Consider the following 17,520-nt stretch of genomic DNA (forward strand, 5'->3'; position numbering starts at 1 on the left):
ACGATGAGAGCGGGCGCGCTGATTATCAGCCACGGTTCGCCGCAGCCCGAATGGGTGGCGGCGGTGGAGGAAGCGGCCGGCGAAGTTCGAATCAAGGAAGAGATGCCGGTCGCGGTGTCGTTTCTGGGCAATGTGGAGGGCGCGTCGATCCAGGACGGGATCGACGCGCTGGAAGCGGAGGGCGTCACGGACATTCTGGCCGTGATGCTGTTCGTGTCGGAAGGAAGCACGCATATCGACGAGATCCACTACGCGCTGGGCGCCAAGCCCGAGCCGGACAAGGAAACGGACCTGGAGCCGTTTCGCATCCGCGCGCGCGTCCATGTCGGGCGCGCGATGGGAGACGACGAAGACGTGGCGCGCATGGTCTGGGACAAGATCGCGCCGGCTTCGAAGAATCCGGAGCGGGAAATGGTGCTGCTTATCGGGCACGGCAGCGTGCACGACGGGTTCCGCGAACGCTGGGAAGACGGCGCGCGGAAGCTTGCGAAACGGGTCGGCGAAGTCAGCGGCCTCGCCTGCGACTTTGCGCTGCTCAATCCGGACGGCTTGAAACAAACGGCGCGGCGGTGGATCGAGGACGGGTATACCGTGCTTGCGGCGCCGATCTTTTTGAGTACGGGCTATTTCCTGCAAACGGTGATTCCGCGTAAACTGCAGGGGTTAAGCTATGAATATACCGGTCAGGCTCTGCTGCCTCATCCGCTGCTGCCGGTCTGGATCGAACGGCAGATCGAAGGACTGCTGGACGGCCTGGGCGGCAAGCGCGATTAGAAGGGCTGCCGGAACGGAACCAATTTAGAGGAACGGTGGAGTTTGGCGTATGAGAAGAGCGAGGCTCATTTATAATCCGACGTCTGGACGCGAAGAAATGCGGCGCCGGCTGCCGGATATTTTGCAGCGCCTCGACGAAGGCGGCATCGAGACGACGGTGCACGCCACGACCGGCGAAGGCGACGCGACGCGCGCCGCCGCCGACGCGGCGCAGCGCGGCTACGATATCGTCATCGCCGCGGGCGGCGACGGCACGATCTACGAAGTGGTCAACGGCCTGGCGAACCAGGAACACCGGCCGGATCTCGGCGTGTTTCCGCTCGGCACGACCAACGATCTGTCGCGCGCGCTCGGCATCTCCCGCCAGTGGGAAGACTACTGCGATCTGGTGCTGCGCGGCGAGTCGAGGCCGATCGACGTCGGCCGCGCGAACGACCGCTATTTTATCAATATCGCCGGCGGCGGCTCGCTGACCGAACTGACTTACGAAGTGCCGAGCCGGCTCAAGACGATGATCGGGCAGCTCGCTTATTATTTCAAAGGCGTGGAGAAGATGGTCAACCTGACGCCGATGCAGCTCAAGATCCAGGCCGAAGGACAGCCGGAGCTCGAAGGCGAGTTCATGATCTTCCTGATCGGCAACACAAACTCGGTCGGCGGCTTCGAGAAGCTGATGCCGGGCGCGGTGATCGACGACGGCCTGCTCGACGTGATCGCGCTCAAGAAATGCAATCTGGCCGAGTTTATCCGCGTGGTCTCGATGGCGCAGCGCGGCGATCATTTCAACGATCCCAACGTGGTTTATTTCCGCACGCAGCGGCTCGAAGTGACGTCGCCCAACGATGTGCTGCTCAACCTCGACGGCGAGCTCGGCGGCAGACTGCCGGGGCTGTTCGAAGTGCTGCCGCAGCATCTGCGGGTGTTTGCGTAAGGATAACGTGGTACAATACGGGAGGGCGAGAAGTTCCGCTGGGCTTACAGGGCCGGGCGGAACGCCGGTCCTCCTTTTTGGCGTGTCTATAGATAGCGTGCGCAAAGGCGATCAAGACGACGAATACAAGCGAAAGAAGTGACATAGATGAAGAACAACAGCGGCCGCGGCGGAAGAAGCGGCGGACAAAGCCGGGGCGGCAGAGGGCGAGGCGGCGGAGAGAAAGGATCGGCGTCGAACCGCCAGACGGCGGAGATCGCCGGACTGCCGGTGGCGAAGAACGACGACGTGACGATCGACATCGTCGGTATGAACCACGACGGCGAAGGCGTCGGCCGCGCCGACGGATATACCCTGTTTGTCGCGGGCGCGCTGCCGGGAGAGCGGATCTCGGCCAGAGTGCTCAAGACCAAAAAGCAGTACGGCTACGCCAAAATGCAGACGCTGCTGGAGGCCAGCCCAGCGCGCGTAGAGCCGCCGTGCGAGATCTTCGACCGCTGCGGCGGCTGCCAGATCCAGCATATGGACTATGCGGCGCAGCTGGAATGGAAGCGGCGGCAGGTCGCGGACAGCCTGGAGCGGATCGGGAAGCTGAATGTGCGGCCTTTTGGGGCGGAGTCGGCAGTAGGCGAAGGTGCGGGCGAAGCGCTGCGGACCGGCGGCGCGATAGGAGCGGACGGGACGAAGGCTTCGGCGGCAACGGCCGAGGCCGGGGCTCAAGCGGCGGGACCGGGCGAAGCGGGCCGCGATAGCGGAGGCGCGGATTCGGAAGGCGAAACTGCCGCGCAGACCGTAGTCACGCCGGAAGAGGCGGCAACCGCGTTCGGCGGAGGAGAAGGCTACGAGAATTCGGGCACTGCGCAAGGCGGCGGAGCGGTCTCGGAAGCATTCCTGCCGGATAGCGAGGCGGGTCCGGCTTCCGAGGCCGCCGCGCCGGATTTCGGCGGCTCGGCAACTGTCGGCGGGTCCGAGGCTGCTCACGCCCCCGGCGCCGCCGGCATCCTCGTGCCGCCGACGCTCGGCATGAGCGAGCCGTGGCGCTACCGCAACAAAGCGCAGGTCCCGATGGGCCAGGACAACGGCCGCCTGATCGGCGGTTTCTACGCGCGCGGCAGCCATCGCATCGTCGATATGGAGACGTGCATCATCCAGCACGAAGCCAACGACGAGATGGTCGAGACGGTGAAGCAGATCGGTCGTGAATTGGGTATCAGCGCCTACGACGAAGAGACCGGCCGCGGCCTGCTGCGGCATGTGGTCGTGAAGGTCGCTTTTGCAACCGGCGAGAAAATGGTTGTGCTCGTTACCAACGGCGACCGCCTGCCGCGCGTGGACGATTGGGTCGAAGAGATTTGGAGCAGGATTCCGGACGTAAAAAGTATCTGTCAGAATGTGAATACGCGGCAGACGAATGTGATCTTCGGCGACGTGACCCGCGTTCTGTGGGGCGAAGAAGTCATCCACGACTATATCGGCGACGTGAAATTCGCGATCTCCGCCCGTTCTTTTTACCAGGTCAATCCGGCGCAGACGGAAGTGCTGTACGGCAAAACGCTGGAGTACGCCGGCCTGACCGGCAGCGAAACGGTGATCGACGCCTACTGCGGCATCGGGACCATCTCCCTGTTCCTGGCGCAGAAAGCGAAGCGGGTCTACGGCGTCGAGATCGTCAAAGAAGCGATCGAAGACGCGCGCAAGAACGCCGTGCTGAACGGCATCGAGAACGCGGAATTCGAAGTTGGCGCGTCCGAAGACGTCATCCCGCGCTGGAAAGAGCAGGGCATCACCCCGGATGTGATCGTCGTCGATCCTCCGCGCAAAGGCTGCGATATCCGTTTGCTGGAAACGATCCTGGAAATGAAGCCGGAGCGCGTGGTGTACGTGTCGTGCAACCCGGCGACGCTGGCTCGCGATCTGCGGGTGCTGGAAGACGGCGGATTCAAGACGGTGAAGGTGCAGCCGGTGGATATGTTCCCGCAGACGGTGCATGTGGAGGCGGTGGCTTTGTTGGTGCGGCGGAAGTAGTGGCTAGCTTTTCTATAGTGGTTCAAGTAAAGGGAGGGACACGAATTTATTCGTGTCCCTTTTAGTTTGCTTGGTAATAATGACTACAAAAATATAATTACTGAAAAAAAGAACGTTTGTTTGGAAGGAGAAAGCAATATAGAATAGAAATTCATTTTAAGAGAATTATCATTTCGATTTTACTTAAATTCAAAAATCGAGTTACTGGTTTTTTGGCTCCATAAAATCTTGGAGGGATGTAATAAGCATGGCAGGAGAGAGTAGTGATGTTTATCTTATCAAAAGAACTCAGAGTACAACTAATTTAGACAGCAAGCATTTACTAGAAGTAGATGGTGTATGTCCTCTTTGCGGAAAGTACTTGATTGTTGAAAAGGGCATACGTACACATAAAAAGTACGAGATAGCTCATATATATCCTAATAGTCCAACAGTAAATGAATTAAAAATACTTTTAGGTGTTGAACGTTTAGGAATAAACTGTGAGGATTTTGAGAATAAAATTGCATTATGTAAAGAGTGTCACGGTGAGTATGACGATAACAAAACTTTAGAAGAATACCTTCGTTTACTGAAATATAAAAAAAGGTTTCTAGCTGCTTCTAAAAGCAAAGTGTCGATTTCTAATCAAATCTTAGAAAATGAAATAGTCTTTATTATAGACTCACTTTCCAATGCTGACTTTGTTGCTTTGCAAGATATGAAGTTAGAATACCATGCCTTGAAAATTTCCAGTAAAATAGAGGATAAATACAGCATGTTAAGGAACAAGATCGAGATGAATGTATACATGTATTTTAATCTTATTAAAGAAACTTTTAAGGATTTAGATTCATCTGGGCAAGTGAATTTCAACATTATTTCATCTCAAATTAAAACTAGTTTTCTACAATGTGAAAAAGAAATTGAAGACAAAAGCGAGATTTTTAAACAGCTTGTAAGATGGATGAATTCTAAGTGTACTAGTGCTTCTAATGAAGCATGTGAAGCAGTAATCTCATATTTTGTGCAGAATTGCGAGGTATTCAATGAAATTACCCAATAAATTATATACCTATCAAGAAAGCACTTTAAGCAAGTTGCCCAAAATATTGAGCATAGTTGTTAAGAAAAAAGATATTAGTCTATATGAATTGTATGTAGTAGTTCAAAGTGATTTTCAAGATATTGCTGAATTTATTGAAGCTTTAACATGCTTATATGCTTTGAGAAAAATTGACTACGATTTTGAGTTAAGGAGAATTCATAATGCTGTATGAGATCATATGCAATAAATTCAAGGAAAAACGAATTGAATTTTTACCTTATTTGAATACCGTTTTGGGAGATGATGTTGGAAGTAATTCGATTGGTAAATCAACTTTTTTGCTGATCATTGATTTTGTTTTTGGGGGAAAGGATTATGTATTGAAATCCACTGAAATTCAGAGGAACATTGGTAGCCATGTAATTAAGTTTTGCTTTGAATTTAACGAGCAAAAATACTTCTTTTCTAGAGATACAACTGAATTAGAATTGGTAAATGTATGTAATGAGCGCTATGCACCTGTGCGTACTATTACTCTTCTAGAATATTATGAACTTTTGAAAAGAAATTATGAAATAAATATCCCTGGTATAAGCTTTCGTGAAGTTGTGGGTAGGTTCTCAAGAGTTTATGGTAAGGATAACTTAAATGAAAAAAGACCTCTTGATGTATCTCAAAAAGAACGTGCAGGTGCGCCAATAAATGCTCTTTTAAAGCTGTTCAATTTATATAATGAAATTTCTGAGCTAGAGGATCTTTTTAAAAAGGTAGAGTCAGAACTGAAGGCATACAAAGACGCTCAAAAGTACAATCTTATTTCAAGTATAGGAGTAAGAACGTATAGAGCTAATGAGAAAGAACTTAGCCAACTCGAAAAAGACAAAGAAAAAATGGCGACACAACTGGATAATAATTTATTGGATATGGATTCGGTTAAAACAGAAGAAGTTTTAAAATTAAAGCAACAACTTTCAGTTATAAGAAGACAAAGAAGCAGATATTACTCTCAAATCACTTCTATAGAAAATAACTTAAAAGAAAACTCGAGTATAAAATCCAAACAACTCGAAGAGCTACTAAAGTTTTTTCCGGAAGCCGATACAAGAAGATTGGAAGAGATCGAAAACTTCCATTTTGAAATAAAATCTATATTGAAATCAGAATTAAAAGAGAAAAAAGAGAGTCTGAACGCTTTGCTAACTGTATCAGAAAGTGAAATTAAAACTATTGAAAACAAAATCAAGGATATTATTCAGACTCCTACGCTGTCTAAGACAGTGCTAGCAACGTATTCGAATTTACAAAAAAGAAGCGAAGCTATAGAGCGTGAGAATTTAGCTTATTTAAAGTTAGACAATTTGATCACTTCTAAAAAAGATACTAAAAGTAGAAGAGACCAAATGAAGCAAGAACAGTTGAAAAAATTAGAATGTTTGCTTAATGATAAAATGCAGGAAGTGAACGACTATATATATTCCGGAAAGAAAAAAGCTCCTACTATAAATTTTCATGGGACTACATATACTTTTGAAACGGTAGATGACACGGGAACAGGTACTTCTTATAAAAATATGGTAGTTTACGATATAAGTGTTCTTGAACTGTCCGAGCTGCCTATATTGATACATGATTCCGTAGTTTTAAAACAAATAGCGGATGAAGCTATCGAGAAAATATTAAATAAGTATGAAAGTATAGGCAAACAGATCTTTATTTCTTTTGATAAAAAGACAGCCTATACAAATAAGAGTCAAGAGATCTTAAAAAGAACTTGTATTTTAGAATTATCACCAAATGGAAATGAACTATTTGGTCGCTCGTGGAATAACAAATAGTGTATAAAAGATATAATGTGTAATCGTGAAGCCAAGGTTACTTAAAAATACTTTGTATCTTTAAACAGTTTCTTTTAAAGATATAGAAAAGTAGGCGATCTTTTGAGATTTTCTGATAGAAAAATAAAAGGACTACCACTTCCCAAAGAATTTATAGTAAAAGACCTAGCAGGATATATAAAGTTTTTTTCAAATGGGAAATATAAAAACTTCTTGTTTAGAGGTGAGCCAACAAACTATTCTGAAACTTCTTCTTCTGGTTTGCGAGGTAATACAGTACCTTCTTTAACAAAGATGAAAGAAGAATTCAAAAGAGAAGTTTGGCATAAATTATCTGAGGATGAGCGGCTACATTTCAATGCGTTCTCACAGCACCATGGAATACCGACTAACCTTGTGGATATTACCATTTCGCCATTGATTGCTTTGTATTTTGCCTGTCAAGATTTTAAAGATTTGAAAGATGAAAAACTAGATGAGAAAAGGGGATTCGTCTACCTTTTTGAAGACAATATGATTGACATTACCAGCGTGCTTACAAAGTATGGAGACGAAAACTTTTTAGAAATGTATGCTTATAATAAAAATGGAATTTTGTTCGACATGTATAAGCTGTTTTTAAATTTCGAAAAGAAAAATCCCTATATGTTTTATAAACATCTTAAAAATTTAAATGAAGATTACTACGAATATTGCAGCTCCATATTCGAAAAAAATTCAATTCCTAAAAAGTTTATTCCATATAATGAGGGCAAGTATAAAGAGGAAATTTTTAAAATGGTTTTGTTGTTCGATGATGAAGAAGAGGCAAAAGAATTATCTGAAAAGATAAAAGATGGTTTAGATTATTCATTTGCGGTGTTTTTATACACTTCCTATTTGCAGAAATTCTTAAAAAAAATTATTAATAGTAAAGAACCGATTTTTTGGTTTAATGTAATGCCTATTTTTAAGTATTCACCAATCCTAAGTTTTGATAGAGGACGAAATCAGCAAGGATTATTTATTTATCAATCTTATCTGCATTATGTTGAAGATGTGTACGATACAGAAATACTAGCTGAACAACGTGTCTGGCCAAGTCAGATCATCGTAATAGAGAACAAAGAAACTATTAGAAAAGAACTTGATTTTTTAGGTTTCCATCAAAAGTTCATATACGGTGATTACGATAACGTAGCCTCTTATATCAAAAAGAAGTATTTATAATCATAAAATATGCAATTGAAAGTGGATCAGTTTAATTATTTAATAGCATTGAATTAGGGATGGTGCAGAGTAGTGAAATTACGGTGTAATTGCGACGACTGGAAAGTTCTTCATTTTGAACGATACGTTTATGAACAAGATGAAATAATAATAGCTTTTGATTCATTACCTTTACTTATTTGTCCTACATGCGGGAATATTGATTTGCCCGACCATACCTCTAAACAGATTCAAAAGTTTATAACAGATAACAAAGAGTCAGGCCGAAAAGTATTTCAGCTTAAAGGGCATAGTGATGAACCTTTCGAGAAGTTGCAGTATCCGAAAGGCTGCGTAGATTTTAAAATTTCAAAATCTGACTGCTTTTTTATACCAGCATTGAATCTCGGGAAACTTGGAGAATTTTCGCCGGTCTTTTTCTCACTTGATGTATTAATTAACTATATACATAATCCACGCTATACAGTACATCTTGGTAGCGAAACTTATGGGCAGATAACATCTGAAGAATTTGGTATTTCTTTTGGGATCAACAGAAATAATAAAGTGATAATGTGGTTGATAGATATCGTTAATTTGCCAGAAGAAGAGCAATATTACTTAAGAGCTAAAAATATTCCCTCTGATCACGATGTTGGTTCTGAATTTTATGAGGGGCAATTCGAAGCTGTCTGGACAGGACCTTCAAAGATCAATCATGTTAAGTCACTGCGAAAAATATTATCTCAATTAATTTTACAAGAATATGGTTTGAATTTGTTCATGTTAGATGAGGAAGCTGAAGTAATCGCTAAACGTATAAGTAAGCCAATACTGTTTACTGACAAAGAAATTGGTGATACATATGAGGATATCAACAAGATTTTTGTTGAATCGCTGAACGTAAAGGAAATCAAGGCCTTTATAGTTCAGAATTCCAATCTGGAAAAGAAAGATTTAGCTGAGTTAAGAGGGATGAAGATTCTTCGTTGTTGGTTGATTCAATTTCTAAATTTAACGGAAGAAACAGTAGATCAGCTCTTGCTTCCGCTGTTTGTTTTATACGATTTGCGAATCGTATATGCTCACTTAACTTCCACTGAGAGTCGAGAAGAAAAGTTAATTTCTGTATGCAAGCGCATAGGATTGAATGAGAACTGCAGAGATAATGAAGTTATCTATAATGTTGTGATCGACAAGATAATCTCAATGTATGAAACAATAATCGGTCATCTGGACTAACGATAAAAAATCTTACGTGCCACTCAGGTAGCATATTTGTAAATTTATAAAACTGGGGACGAATTGGGGACGAAATCGAGCAAACTGCATTCAAAAGGAACCCAAAAGAAACAAATACCTAATTTCAAATCCCTATAAACACCGGCACTTCACTACGATTTCAAACCCCAACCAACCCGCCTATGTTCCCGCAGACGGTGCATGTGGAGGCTGTGGCGTTGTTGGAGCGGCGGGGTTTGGAGTAAAGGAACGTGCGAGTTAGGGGTGAAATGGGGATATAAGTGAATTTGTATTTCCTTTAGCGCACGCCAGTCTCAAAATGAAGACAACAAATCACCTCAAACAGCGCCGGCGCTCCCTACGCCGACGCTGTTCGTACTTCCATCTCTTGATGCCGGAACAGCTACCCCTCCATCCCCGACTCAACCTCCGTATAAACCTGAAAAGTCACCCCGTACCGGTCCGTCACGTCGCCGAATCCCGGGCTGAACGCTTCTTCGCCGAAGGGGATATTGACCTGTCCGCCCTGCTGCAAAGCTTCAAAGACTTGTCTGGATTGCTGCATACTGTCGGTCGTTATACAGATCGTGATCCGCTTGCCGGCTTCGACGGCGGAGGGGCCGGGGCTATCCGACAGCATCAGTTCGGACTCGCCAATCCGCAGCTGCGCGTGCGCGATCAGCACTTTGAGTTCCTCGGTGAACGTATCCGGCATATTCGGCATGTCTCCGTAGGTCAGGATTCCCAGAACTTCGGCTCCGAGCGTTTGTTCATAGAACTGAATGGCTTCTTTGGCCTGTCCTTCCAGCGTAATGTACGGGGTAAGCTTAACTTTGGTCATTGATGAATCCTCCTCAAATGGCGTGATCGCTCAGAATGTGTCTTCAAGCTCCCGACTTTGAAGACACGCCCCGGAAGCAACGTCATCAGTACAGACGATCACGGCGCCGGGAATTCATCGGTGCGGGGCAAAACAAATCGTTCGAATAAGGCGGCGTCGATAAAATGATGCAGATGCACGATTCGTCTTTCCCGGATCTCGGGGATCTGAATCGACCAAGGCGTGAGGGGGCCGCCTTCTCCGGCCGGTACATAATGAGCAAAAGCGGGGCATCCTCCGTTCGCCCGAATCCGGAGCAGCCGGGAGCCCGTACAATGGCGGCGCACGGCCTCGTAGAACGAAGCGATCGAAGACCTGCCGCTCACCCACATGACAAAAGGCGGCATCGACAGACCGGCCTGCTCATGAAACAGCGTCAGCAGCGCGTCGATGTCGTAAGCCTCGAACGCCTCGACGTAACGGTCGAGCAGTTCCCGATCCGCGTCGTTGTCCAGATTCCGCAGCGATTCGGAGCGGAGTTCCGTCCCGGCAAGCGAGGCCCGCGCCCGCTGCAGAGCGCTGCCCACGGCGGCCTTGGTCATGCCCAGCGCTTCCGCCGCCTCCGCGGCCGGCCAGCGGAACACATCCTGCAGGATCAGGGCGGCGCGCTGCCGGGGCGGCAGCCGCTGCAGCAGCGCGAGGAAGGAGAGGCGGAGGGTTTCCTTGTCCAACACAATATTCAGCGGATCGCCGAGGGAAGCGGGCGCCGGCCAGATCCAGGCTTCCGCAGGGAGCGTGTCCCGCGGCTCCGCGATCTGCGCCGCCGACTCCGACAGGTCCATCGGAAGCGCCCGCCGCTTCGCGCTTCGGAGGCGATCCAGACAGATATTGGTCACGATGCGGTAGATCCAGGCCCTGCGGGCCTCCTCTGTGCGCAGCTGATCCCGATGCCGCCACACGCGAATCCGGGCTTCCTGCAGCGCGTCTTCGGCTTCGAACAGCGAGCCCGTCATCCGGTAACAATAACCGAGCAGCTCGGGCCGCAGCTCCTCGATCAGATCCAACTCTCCATAAGGGGTCAAGCTCATAGGCGCGCTTCCTCCTTCGGGCGGTTTTGGCTTTCTTCTCTGAAGTATAGCAAAAAAAGCCGGACAAGAACACATGTTCCGTTTCCTTGTGCTCGCTATAACGCTGTGATACGCTCATTAAAAACGGATGGAATGCATCTGCAGTTAGGAGGGTCCCATGTCCTGGAGCAAACTACAGCAGCAGCTGGACAGCTTTCTCGCGCCTTCGCTCAAAGGGAAAGTCGAGTATCGCTCCACCAGCTACCGCTACGTTCCCGATAAAGCCGGCACCTGCCACATTACCGTGGACAAGAAAAATATCCTCAACATGAGCGATAAATCGAACCGGATCAGGTGGTATCAAAACGATCAGGAGATCAAGAACGATCCGAATCTCCAGATTCCGGTCAGCGAAGCAGAGATCGAAGCGGTCCGTCAGAGCGCCAAAGGGCCGATCCCGGAAGACCGGCTGGTCGTGATGGCGAGAAGCCGCAAAAGCACGGAGCACGCCAAAGAGCTGCTGGCCGCGCAGGCTGCGCTGACCAAATCGAACTTCGTCGCCACCGCCAACAAATTCCTCGCCGCTTCGATCGAAGAAAGTCTGGACAGCCCGGATATTCTATTGAATATTCTGGCCCTGGTGGACAAACGGGTCGGGAAAAAGCGGATTTCGAACATGTCGGAGACGGTGAAGCTGAAGCATCCGATCGTGCAGTATTTTTACGAGCTGCGGCGCAGGGCATAAGCTTTACAAAGCAGCGAACACGAAGACGCGGGCGAAGCGGCCGGCGTCTTTTTGTCGTCCGCCCCTTGCGGCTACGCTTGACGCCGCGTCTATTTGCAATTAATATGATACTAGTATCATTTGATATTAGTATCATTTCAATCTCTCTTTTAAAAAGAATCCCATAAACCTAAGGAGCACGATCCCATGAATCCGAACGAATCGCAAAGCGGCGGCCGGCCGGCTGCGAGCTGGCAGGAGCAGAAGAAAGCGAAGACCAAAGCGGTCATTCAAAAAGAAGCGCTGAAATTGTTTACGCAGCAGGGCTACAACGAGACGACGATCGAGCAGATTGCGGAAGCGTCGGCGATTTCGCGCGTGACTTTTTTTCGTTATTTTGCCACCAAAGCCGATGTCGTGCTCGCGGATCTCGATTATATCGACCGCACGGTGATGGAAGCCGCGCTGGCGGAATCCGGGGACAAAAGCGTGATCCAGGCTCTGCGGCGCGCGCTGTCCAAATTGTTCCTGGAAAGCCCGCAGGAGGAAAACGAACAAATTCAAGCCCGCCATCTGCTGCTGCGCACGGTTCCCGAGCTGCGGGGCGCCATACTAAACCATTCCGCCGACAAGATGCGCCTGATTAACGAAATGGTAGCGGAGCGGGCGGGGAGCAGCGCGGACGACTTTGCGGTGTCGAACTTCTCCGGCGCGATCGCCGGCGTATGGATGGCGGCCTGGACGCGGACCGAAGAAGACCTGTCGGACGGGTTCATGGACAGATACTACCGGACGCTGGACGCCGGCCTGGAGCATCTCGAAGCGGGACTGCCTTTGAGCGTTGAGAGGGTTGAACCATGAGCGGCGAATTGGCTTTGCAAACGCGCGGGCTCAACAAAAGTTTCGGCAAAAGGCGGGCGGTCGGCGATTTGAATCTCCATGTGGAGCGCGGGGATATTTACGGGTTTCTGGGTCCGAACGGGGCGGGGAAAACGACCACGATCCGTATGCTGCTGGGGCTGATCGCTCCCGATTCCGGGGACGTCGAGCTGAACGGAATCCATGTGCGGCGCGATTTTAAAAAAGCGATCTCCACCGTGGGCGCGATGCTCGATCCGTCTTTTTACGGCTATCTGTCGGGGTACGAGAATCTCAAGCTGATCGCAAAGCTAACTCCCGGTCTGGACGACGCCCGTATTCGGGAAGCGCTCGATCTGGTGCAGATGTCGGATCGGGCGCGCGATAAAGTGAAGACTTACTCGCTCGGCATGAAGCAGCGGCTCGGCATCGCCGGCGCGCTGCTCAATAATCCCGGGCTGGTCATTCTCGACGAGCCGACCAACGGACTCGATCCGCAGGGGATCGCGGAGATTCGGGACACGATCGTTCGCCTCGCCGCGGAGCGGGGCATCACTTTCTTCATTTCCAGCCATCTGCTGCATGAAGTCGAGCAAATTTGTACCCGGGTAGGCATCGTCAAAAACGGCCGGCTGCTGGTGGAAGACCGCGTCGAGCGGCTGCTGGTATCGGACAGCGAGACATTCGAGCTGCATACTCCCGACGCCGGGCGGGCACTGGAGCTTGCGCGCGGCATGCAGGGCGTTCGCTCGGCATCGGCTGCGGCAAAAGGCATCCGGGTGGAACTGGCCGGAACCGGCGCGTCCGAGCTGAACCGCGCGCTGGTGGCGCAGCATGTGGCGGTCGAAGCGATGATTCCGCAGAGCCGTACGCTTGAGCAGTTCTTTTTCGATATCCAGAAGGCGGGGGAACGGCATGAGGCTGATTAAAAACGAACTGTATAAAGTATTTAAGCTGAACAAATTATATTTCTTCATGGTTATTTCGGCGGCGCTGATGATCGTGCAGGCGGCGGCCGAACTGTCCAACCCTTCCGCCGGCGCGAATGTCCTGAACGGGCAGTCTTTTCCGCTGTGGATGCTGAGCCGGATCATGCCGCTGTTTATTTTCTTTATGGCGCTTACGCTTGCCGAAATGATTTCCGACGAATACCGCAGCGGTACGCTCAAGCTGTTTCTGCTGCGTCCGGTCGGGCGGATCGGTCTTCTGAACGCAAAGCTTGCCGCCCTCGCGGTGTCGGTTCTGATCCTGCTGCTGGTCGTGATGGCGGAGGGGTATATCGTCGGCACGGCGTTCTGGGGATGGGGAGACCGGCTGGTGGCGGACGATGCCGCTTTTTCGACGCTGCGGGGGATCGGAATCACGCTGCAATCTTACGCTTTTACCGCGCTGCCCTGTCTGGGATTCGGCATGGTCATTACGCTGGTCGCCATCCGGTCTTCCAGCATGGGCGGCACGATCGGGATCTCGCTGGGCGTGATGTTTATCCTGACGGCGCTTGAAAATGTGCGGAGCCTGAATCCGTATTCGATCGTGCACCAGATGAATCTGTACCGCAGCCTGATCGGCGATGCCGGATCTTCGAACCTGAGTGTCGGACTGCTGAATATCGCGGCGTATCTGCTTGTGTTTTACGGAATCAGCATCGTGACTTTTAAGAAAAAGGATCTGCTGATCTGAAACGCGGCAGCGTCTCAGCTTCCCGCGAACTGCACCACCGCGCTGTACAGCATCCTGCTGCGGATCGGATCGAACGTCACCTGGTGCTGCACCTGCTTGACGCGGAGCATCAGCGCTTTGTTGACTTCGATCCGCGTTTCGATGGCGCGCTCCAGCTCGCCGAAGTCGTAGGCTTGCAGGCATTCCACTTTGTCTTTGATACTATCGAGAATAAGGTCCATCTTGATCTCGGCCTCCTCTATCATGAACGATTGAATTGCGGCGCGAACGATGCGCTGCAATTTTTTATTGTAGACGAGCGGGAGGCATCGGGCAAGAACATATCGGCAGGGTGCATCCCGATTGCGGAGCTTAGATGGAAGGCGCACCGCCGGAACGGGAAAGGACATGTGTCTTTGACAGCCGCATATAGGCTCTATACAATTTTGTTTATCATTATTCACAGTTTGCGCAGAAAAGGAGAACCTTCATTATCATGCTGCAAAACCCTACGGGTAAAGAACGCCTCGGGCTGGCCCTGCTGCTGTCCACGCTCGGCATTCTCGGCCCGCTCAATATCGATATGTACCTGCCGAGTTTTCCCGGCATCGCCGCCGATCTGGGCGCGCAGGCGTCGCTGGTCCAGCTCAGCCTGACCTCCTGCCTGATCGGCCTGGCGATCGGCCAGATCATCGTCGGGCCGATCAGCGACGCGCGCGGCCGGCGCGGACCGCTGCTGATCTCGCTGCTGCTGTTCGCCGCTTCGTCCGTGATGTGCGCGCTGGCGGGCAGCATCGAGATGCTGATCGCCGCAAGATTCCTCCAGGGGCTGACCGCTTCCGGCGGCATCGTGCTGTCGCGCGCCGTCGTGCGCGACGTGTTCAGCGGGCGGGAACTGACGCAGTTCTTCTCGCTGCTGATGGTCATCAACGCCGTCGCGCCGCTGCTGGCGCCGATCGCCGGCGGCGCGGCGCTGCTGCTGTCGGGATCGAGCTGGCACACGATCTTCTACTTCCTCGGCCTGCTCGGGGTGCTGATCCTGCTGACCGTGGCGGTCAAGCTTCCGGAAACGCTGCCGCCGGAGCGCCGGATGCCGAGCAGCATCGGCCATTCGCTGCGCTCGATGGGCGGCCTGCTGCGCGACCGTTCGTTTATGGGCTACGCCCTGACGCTGGGCTTTATCCACGGCGGCAGCTTCGCTTACGTGGCCGGCACGCCGTTTGTCTACCAGCAGATCTACGGTGTGTCGCCGCAGGCATTCAGCATCCTGTTCGGGATCAACGGCATCGCGATTATTACGGGCAGCTTTATCATCGGGCGCTTCAGCTCGTTCGTGCCGGAGCGCAGCCTGCTGCGCATCGGCGTAATCACGGCGGGCAGCGCCACGCTTCTGCTGCTGATCGCGGCCGCCGTCCGCGGTCCGCTGTTTACCATCGTTGTGCCGCTCTTCGTCTATATGATTACGATCGGCATCACCGCGACCAGCACGTTCACGCTGGCGATTGCGCGCCAGGGCCACCGGGCCGGCAGCGCCAGCGCCGTGCTGGGGCTGTTCCCGCTGCTGATCGGCGCCGCCGTCTCGCCGCTCGTCGGCATCGACGAGACCACGCCCGTCCCGATGGGCGCGATCCTGTTTGTCACCGCGCTGCTCGGAGGCGCGGCATTCTTCGGGCTGACGCGGCCGGAGCGCCCGGAAGACGCGGGGCAGGGCTGAGGGTTAACGATATCTTTTTCAATCTGCCGATTCAGGAAGGAGTACACCTATGCTTCAATCGATTATCCATATCGCACTGGTCGTCGACGATTACGACGAAGCGATCGCTTTTTACACGGAGAAGCTGCATTTCACGCTGCTGGAGGATACGTATCAGCCGGAGCAGGATAAGCGCTGGGTCGTGTTATCGCCGCCCGGCTCGGTCGGCACGACGCTGCTGCTTGCCAGAGCTTCGCGTCCCGAGCAGCAGCCGTTTGTCGGCAACCAGGCCGGAGGCCGCGTGTTTCTTTTCCTGAACACGGACGATTTCTGGAGGGATTACCGCGAGATGAAGGAGAAAGGCATCGAATTCGTCCGCGAACCGCAGGAGCAGCCGTACGGCACGGTCGCCGTGTTCAAAGACCTGTACGGCAATCTGTGGGATCTGCTGCAAATGAACGACGATCACCCGATTTCGCTGCGGACCAGGTGACGGCTCTTGACTCAAATGCAATAATCCACTTAATTCTACGTACACATCCGTCAAACAAGCCATAAAGCGCAGAAATCCACTTTAATTCCGTATAAGTCTCGTTTGGAGGCCGTTACCGGAAAATAAAGTGGATTTCTGCATTTCAATGATCTATTCGGAGTCCGGACGGGCGCATAAAGTGGATTTTTGCAGTCCGTTTCGCGACCGTGCCGCCATCAGCCTATGGATCGTTTCTCGATTAGTCCGGGATCGGCCCAACCGGCCCGTCCTTAGCCTGCCGTTACACGATCACTCCGCGATCAATCCGTACTTCACAAAGCTCCGGCGCACCCCGTCGTTTTCCAGCGTTTCCGTGACGTCGTCCGCCAGCTTTTTCAAGCTTTCCTTGGCATTGCCCATCGCAATCCCGACCGCGCAGTATTCCAGCATCTCCGCGTCGTTCATGCCGTCGCCGATGGCGATCGTCCGCCCGCGCGGCTCGCCCAGATGCTCCAGCAGATCGGCGATCGCAATCGCTTTGTGGATGCCGGGCAGCATCAGCTCGCCGCTTTGTTCGCCGAAGATCGGCACGGTGCAGGGAATGGCCTGGAATCGGCTGCCGAACTCCGCGCGGATACGCTCGAACGGCACTTCGCTTTCCAGAAAGCAGACCTTGTTCACATCGTCTTTGTACAGATCTTGTTCGCCGTAGGTCAGCCCCGCGATAAACGGATGCGGTTCGCCTTTCAACCGCGCGCGTGCGTACGGATCGACCGCCGGATCGCCGTAAATGCGCCGCTCCAGATGGGGACGCAGATTGCGGCTGGCGTAGAGCGCGGAATTCGATTCCAGGTAAAAGTCCACGCCGTGCTCGTTGAAGAAATCGACCATAAACCGCACGTCTTCCGGCGGAACCTTTTTGTGATAAAGCGTTTCGCCGCCGCACTCCACGTAGCCGCCGCCCGCCCCGATCAGTCCGTCGAAGCCGATTGTCCAGATCGCATCGTAAACTTCCGCTTTGGAGCGCCCGGTGCACAGATAGATGCGGTGGCCGTTTCGGCGCGCTTCCTGGCAGGCGGCTCGAGCCGATTCCGGCACCCGTCCGTCGTCGCCGACCAGCGTGCCGTCGATATCCAGAAAAATGATTCTGCGTGAAATATCCGTGTTCATTGCTTGTCTCCTCCCGCCTGAAACTCCCGGTTTCC

General features: G+C 51.5%; 18 protein-coding genes. 14 read left to right on the top strand and 4 right to left on the bottom strand.

Annotated elements, in window-relative coordinates; genetic code table 11:
- The first annotated feature begins 3 nt into the window (after nucleotides 1–3).
- From QWJ34_RS22605 to QWJ34_RS22640, 8 genes are all read left to right on the top strand, one after another.
- Nucleotides 4–774, top strand: coding sequence for a sirohydrochlorin chelatase (locus tag QWJ34_RS22605; RefSeq protein WP_302731365.1), 771 nt, complete (start codon nucleotides 4–6; stop codon nucleotides 772–774).
- A gap of 49 nt (nucleotides 775–823) precedes the next feature.
- Nucleotides 824–1,705: a diacylglycerol kinase gene (locus QWJ34_RS22610; RefSeq protein ID WP_302731366.1), complete on the top strand. Its 882-nt coding sequence runs from the start codon at nucleotides 824–826 to the stop codon at nucleotides 1,703–1,705.
- A 147-nt stretch (nucleotides 1,706–1,852) separates the two neighbouring features.
- A complete protein-coding gene (gene rlmD, locus QWJ34_RS22615) occupies nucleotides 1,853–3,730 on the top strand; it encodes a 23S rRNA (uracil(1939)-C(5))-methyltransferase RlmD (protein WP_302731367.1) in 1,878 nt (625 codons plus the stop codon).
- 247 nt (nucleotides 3,731–3,977) lie between these two features.
- On the top strand, nucleotides 3,978–4,775 hold the full coding sequence (locus QWJ34_RS22620; RefSeq protein WP_302731368.1) for an ABC-three component system protein: 798 nt from the start codon (nucleotides 3,978–3,980) through the stop codon (nucleotides 4,773–4,775).
- A complete protein-coding gene (locus tag QWJ34_RS22625) occupies nucleotides 4,759–4,989 on the top strand; it encodes an ABC-three component system middle component 7 (protein WP_302731369.1) in 231 nt (76 codons plus the stop codon). Before QWJ34_RS22620 ends, QWJ34_RS22625 begins: the two co-directional genes overlap by 17 nt.
- Nucleotides 4,979–6,592 carry a DUF2326 domain-containing protein gene (locus QWJ34_RS22630; RefSeq protein WP_302731370.1) on the top strand — a complete coding sequence of 538 codons (1,614 nt, stop codon included), beginning with the start codon at nucleotides 4,979–4,981 and terminating at the stop codon, nucleotides 6,590–6,592. Before QWJ34_RS22625 ends, QWJ34_RS22630 begins: the two co-directional genes overlap by 11 nt.
- Before the next feature lie 102 nt (nucleotides 6,593–6,694).
- Entirely contained in the window at nucleotides 6,695–7,801 is a 1,107-nt protein-coding gene (locus QWJ34_RS22635) for an FRG domain-containing protein (RefSeq protein ID WP_302731371.1), read from the top strand.
- 72 nt (nucleotides 7,802–7,873) lie between these two features.
- Nucleotides 7,874–9,022 carry a hypothetical protein gene (locus QWJ34_RS22640; protein WP_302731372.1) on the top strand — a complete coding sequence of 383 codons (1,149 nt, stop codon included), beginning with the start codon at nucleotides 7,874–7,876 and terminating at the stop codon, nucleotides 9,020–9,022.
- Nucleotides 9,023–9,425: 403 nt separating this feature from the next.
- Here QWJ34_RS22640 and QWJ34_RS22645 read toward each other — a convergent pair whose 3' ends face one another.
- Both QWJ34_RS22645 and QWJ34_RS22650 read right to left on the bottom strand, forming a co-directional pair.
- Nucleotides 9,426–9,863 carry a VOC family protein gene (locus QWJ34_RS22645; protein ID WP_302731373.1) on the bottom strand — a complete coding sequence of 146 codons (438 nt, stop codon included), beginning with the start codon at nucleotides 9,861–9,863 and terminating at the stop codon, nucleotides 9,426–9,428.
- A gap of 98 nt (nucleotides 9,864–9,961) precedes the next feature.
- Nucleotides 9,962–10,930, bottom strand: coding sequence for an RNA polymerase subunit sigma-70 (locus QWJ34_RS22650; protein ID WP_302731374.1), 969 nt, complete (start codon nucleotides 10,928–10,930; stop codon nucleotides 9,962–9,964).
- 157 nt (nucleotides 10,931–11,087) lie between these two features.
- On the opposite strand from QWJ34_RS22650, the gene QWJ34_RS22655 reads away from it, so the two are divergent.
- The 4 genes from QWJ34_RS22655 to QWJ34_RS22670 all read left to right on the top strand — a co-directional run bounded on the left by QWJ34_RS22655 (nucleotide 11,088) and on the right by QWJ34_RS22670 (nucleotide 14,171).
- Complete coding sequence (locus QWJ34_RS22655; protein WP_302731375.1) at nucleotides 11,088–11,654, top strand: SF0329 family protein; 567 nt, start codon at nucleotides 11,088–11,090, stop codon at nucleotides 11,652–11,654.
- Between the two features lie 186 nt (nucleotides 11,655–11,840).
- Nucleotides 11,841–12,494: an acyl-CoA-like ligand-binding transcription factor gene (locus tag QWJ34_RS22660; protein ID WP_302731376.1), complete on the top strand. Its 654-nt coding sequence runs from the start codon at nucleotides 11,841–11,843 to the stop codon at nucleotides 12,492–12,494.
- On the top strand, nucleotides 12,491–13,420 hold the full coding sequence (locus tag QWJ34_RS22665; protein ID WP_302731377.1) for an ABC transporter ATP-binding protein: 930 nt from the start codon (nucleotides 12,491–12,493) through the stop codon (nucleotides 13,418–13,420). Before QWJ34_RS22660 ends, QWJ34_RS22665 begins: the two co-directional genes overlap by 4 nt.
- Nucleotides 13,407–14,171 (top strand): ABC transporter permease subunit, encoded by a 765-nt coding sequence (locus QWJ34_RS22670; RefSeq protein ID WP_302731378.1) that lies wholly within the window; start codon nucleotides 13,407–13,409, stop codon nucleotides 14,169–14,171. Before QWJ34_RS22665 ends, QWJ34_RS22670 begins: the two co-directional genes overlap by 14 nt.
- Before the next feature lie 14 nt (nucleotides 14,172–14,185).
- On the opposite strand, the gene QWJ34_RS22675 is transcribed toward QWJ34_RS22670, so the two are convergent.
- Complete coding sequence (locus tag QWJ34_RS22675; RefSeq protein WP_302731379.1) at nucleotides 14,186–14,392, bottom strand: DUF2536 family protein; 207 nt, start codon at nucleotides 14,390–14,392, stop codon at nucleotides 14,186–14,188.
- Between the two features lie 254 nt (nucleotides 14,393–14,646).
- Here QWJ34_RS22675 and QWJ34_RS22680 point away from each other — a divergent pair, with 254 nt between their 5' ends.
- A complete protein-coding gene (locus tag QWJ34_RS22680) occupies nucleotides 14,647–15,864 on the top strand; it encodes a Bcr/CflA family efflux MFS transporter (protein WP_302731380.1) in 1,218 nt (405 codons plus the stop codon).
- A 49-nt stretch (nucleotides 15,865–15,913) separates the two neighbouring features.
- A complete protein-coding gene (locus QWJ34_RS22685) occupies nucleotides 15,914–16,336 on the top strand; it encodes a VOC family protein (protein ID WP_302731381.1) in 423 nt (140 codons plus the stop codon).
- 288 nt (nucleotides 16,337–16,624) lie between these two features.
- Here QWJ34_RS22685 and QWJ34_RS22690 read toward each other — a convergent pair whose 3' ends face one another.
- Complete coding sequence (locus tag QWJ34_RS22690; RefSeq protein ID WP_302731382.1) at nucleotides 16,625–17,485, bottom strand: Cof-type HAD-IIB family hydrolase; 861 nt, start codon at nucleotides 17,483–17,485, stop codon at nucleotides 16,625–16,627.
- Nucleotides 17,486–17,520: the final 35 nt, after the last annotated feature.

The sequence above is a fragment of the Saccharibacillus sp. CPCC 101409 genome (genome assembly GCF_030518235.1).
Taxonomy (GTDB): domain Bacteria; phylum Bacillota; class Bacilli; order Paenibacillales; family Paenibacillaceae; genus Saccharibacillus.

Coding starts and splice junctions, on each gene's coding strand:
- QWJ34_RS22655 (WP_302731375.1), top strand. CDS start 11,088: ATGTCCTGGAGCAAACTACAGCAGCAGCTGGACAGCTTTCTCGCGCCT.
- QWJ34_RS22680 (WP_302731380.1), top strand. CDS start 14,647: ATGCTGCAAAACCCTACGGGTAAAGAACGCCTCGGGCTGGCCCTGCTG.
- QWJ34_RS22605 (WP_302731365.1), top strand. CDS start 4: ATGAGAGCGGGCGCGCTGATTATCAGCCACGGTTCGCCGCAGCCCGAA.
- QWJ34_RS22690 (WP_302731382.1), bottom strand. CDS start 17,485: ATGAACACGGATATTTCACGCAGAATCATTTTTCTGGATATCGACGGC.
- QWJ34_RS22650 (WP_302731374.1), bottom strand. CDS start 10,930: ATGAGCTTGACCCCTTATGGAGAGTTGGATCTGATCGAGGAGCTGCGG.
- QWJ34_RS22625 (WP_302731369.1), top strand. CDS start 4,759: ATGAAATTACCCAATAAATTATATACCTATCAAGAAAGCACTTTAAGC.
- QWJ34_RS22645 (WP_302731373.1), bottom strand. CDS start 9,863: ATGACCAAAGTTAAGCTTACCCCGTACATTACGCTGGAAGGACAGGCC.
- QWJ34_RS22670 (WP_302731378.1), top strand. CDS start 13,407: ATGAGGCTGATTAAAAACGAACTGTATAAAGTATTTAAGCTGAACAAA.
- QWJ34_RS22665 (WP_302731377.1), top strand. CDS start 12,491: ATGAGCGGCGAATTGGCTTTGCAAACGCGCGGGCTCAACAAAAGTTTC.
- QWJ34_RS22675 (WP_302731379.1), bottom strand. CDS start 14,392: ATGGACCTTATTCTCGATAGTATCAAAGACAAAGTGGAATGCCTGCAA.
- QWJ34_RS22610 (WP_302731366.1), top strand. CDS start 824: ATGAGAAGAGCGAGGCTCATTTATAATCCGACGTCTGGACGCGAAGAA.
- QWJ34_RS22620 (WP_302731368.1), top strand. CDS start 3,978: ATGGCAGGAGAGAGTAGTGATGTTTATCTTATCAAAAGAACTCAGAGT.
- QWJ34_RS22685 (WP_302731381.1), top strand. CDS start 15,914: ATGCTTCAATCGATTATCCATATCGCACTGGTCGTCGACGATTACGAC.
- QWJ34_RS22660 (WP_302731376.1), top strand. CDS start 11,841: ATGAATCCGAACGAATCGCAAAGCGGCGGCCGGCCGGCTGCGAGCTGG.
- rlmD (WP_302731367.1), top strand. CDS start 1,853: ATGAAGAACAACAGCGGCCGCGGCGGAAGAAGCGGCGGACAAAGCCGG.
- QWJ34_RS22630 (WP_302731370.1), top strand. CDS start 4,979: ATGCTGTATGAGATCATATGCAATAAATTCAAGGAAAAACGAATTGAA.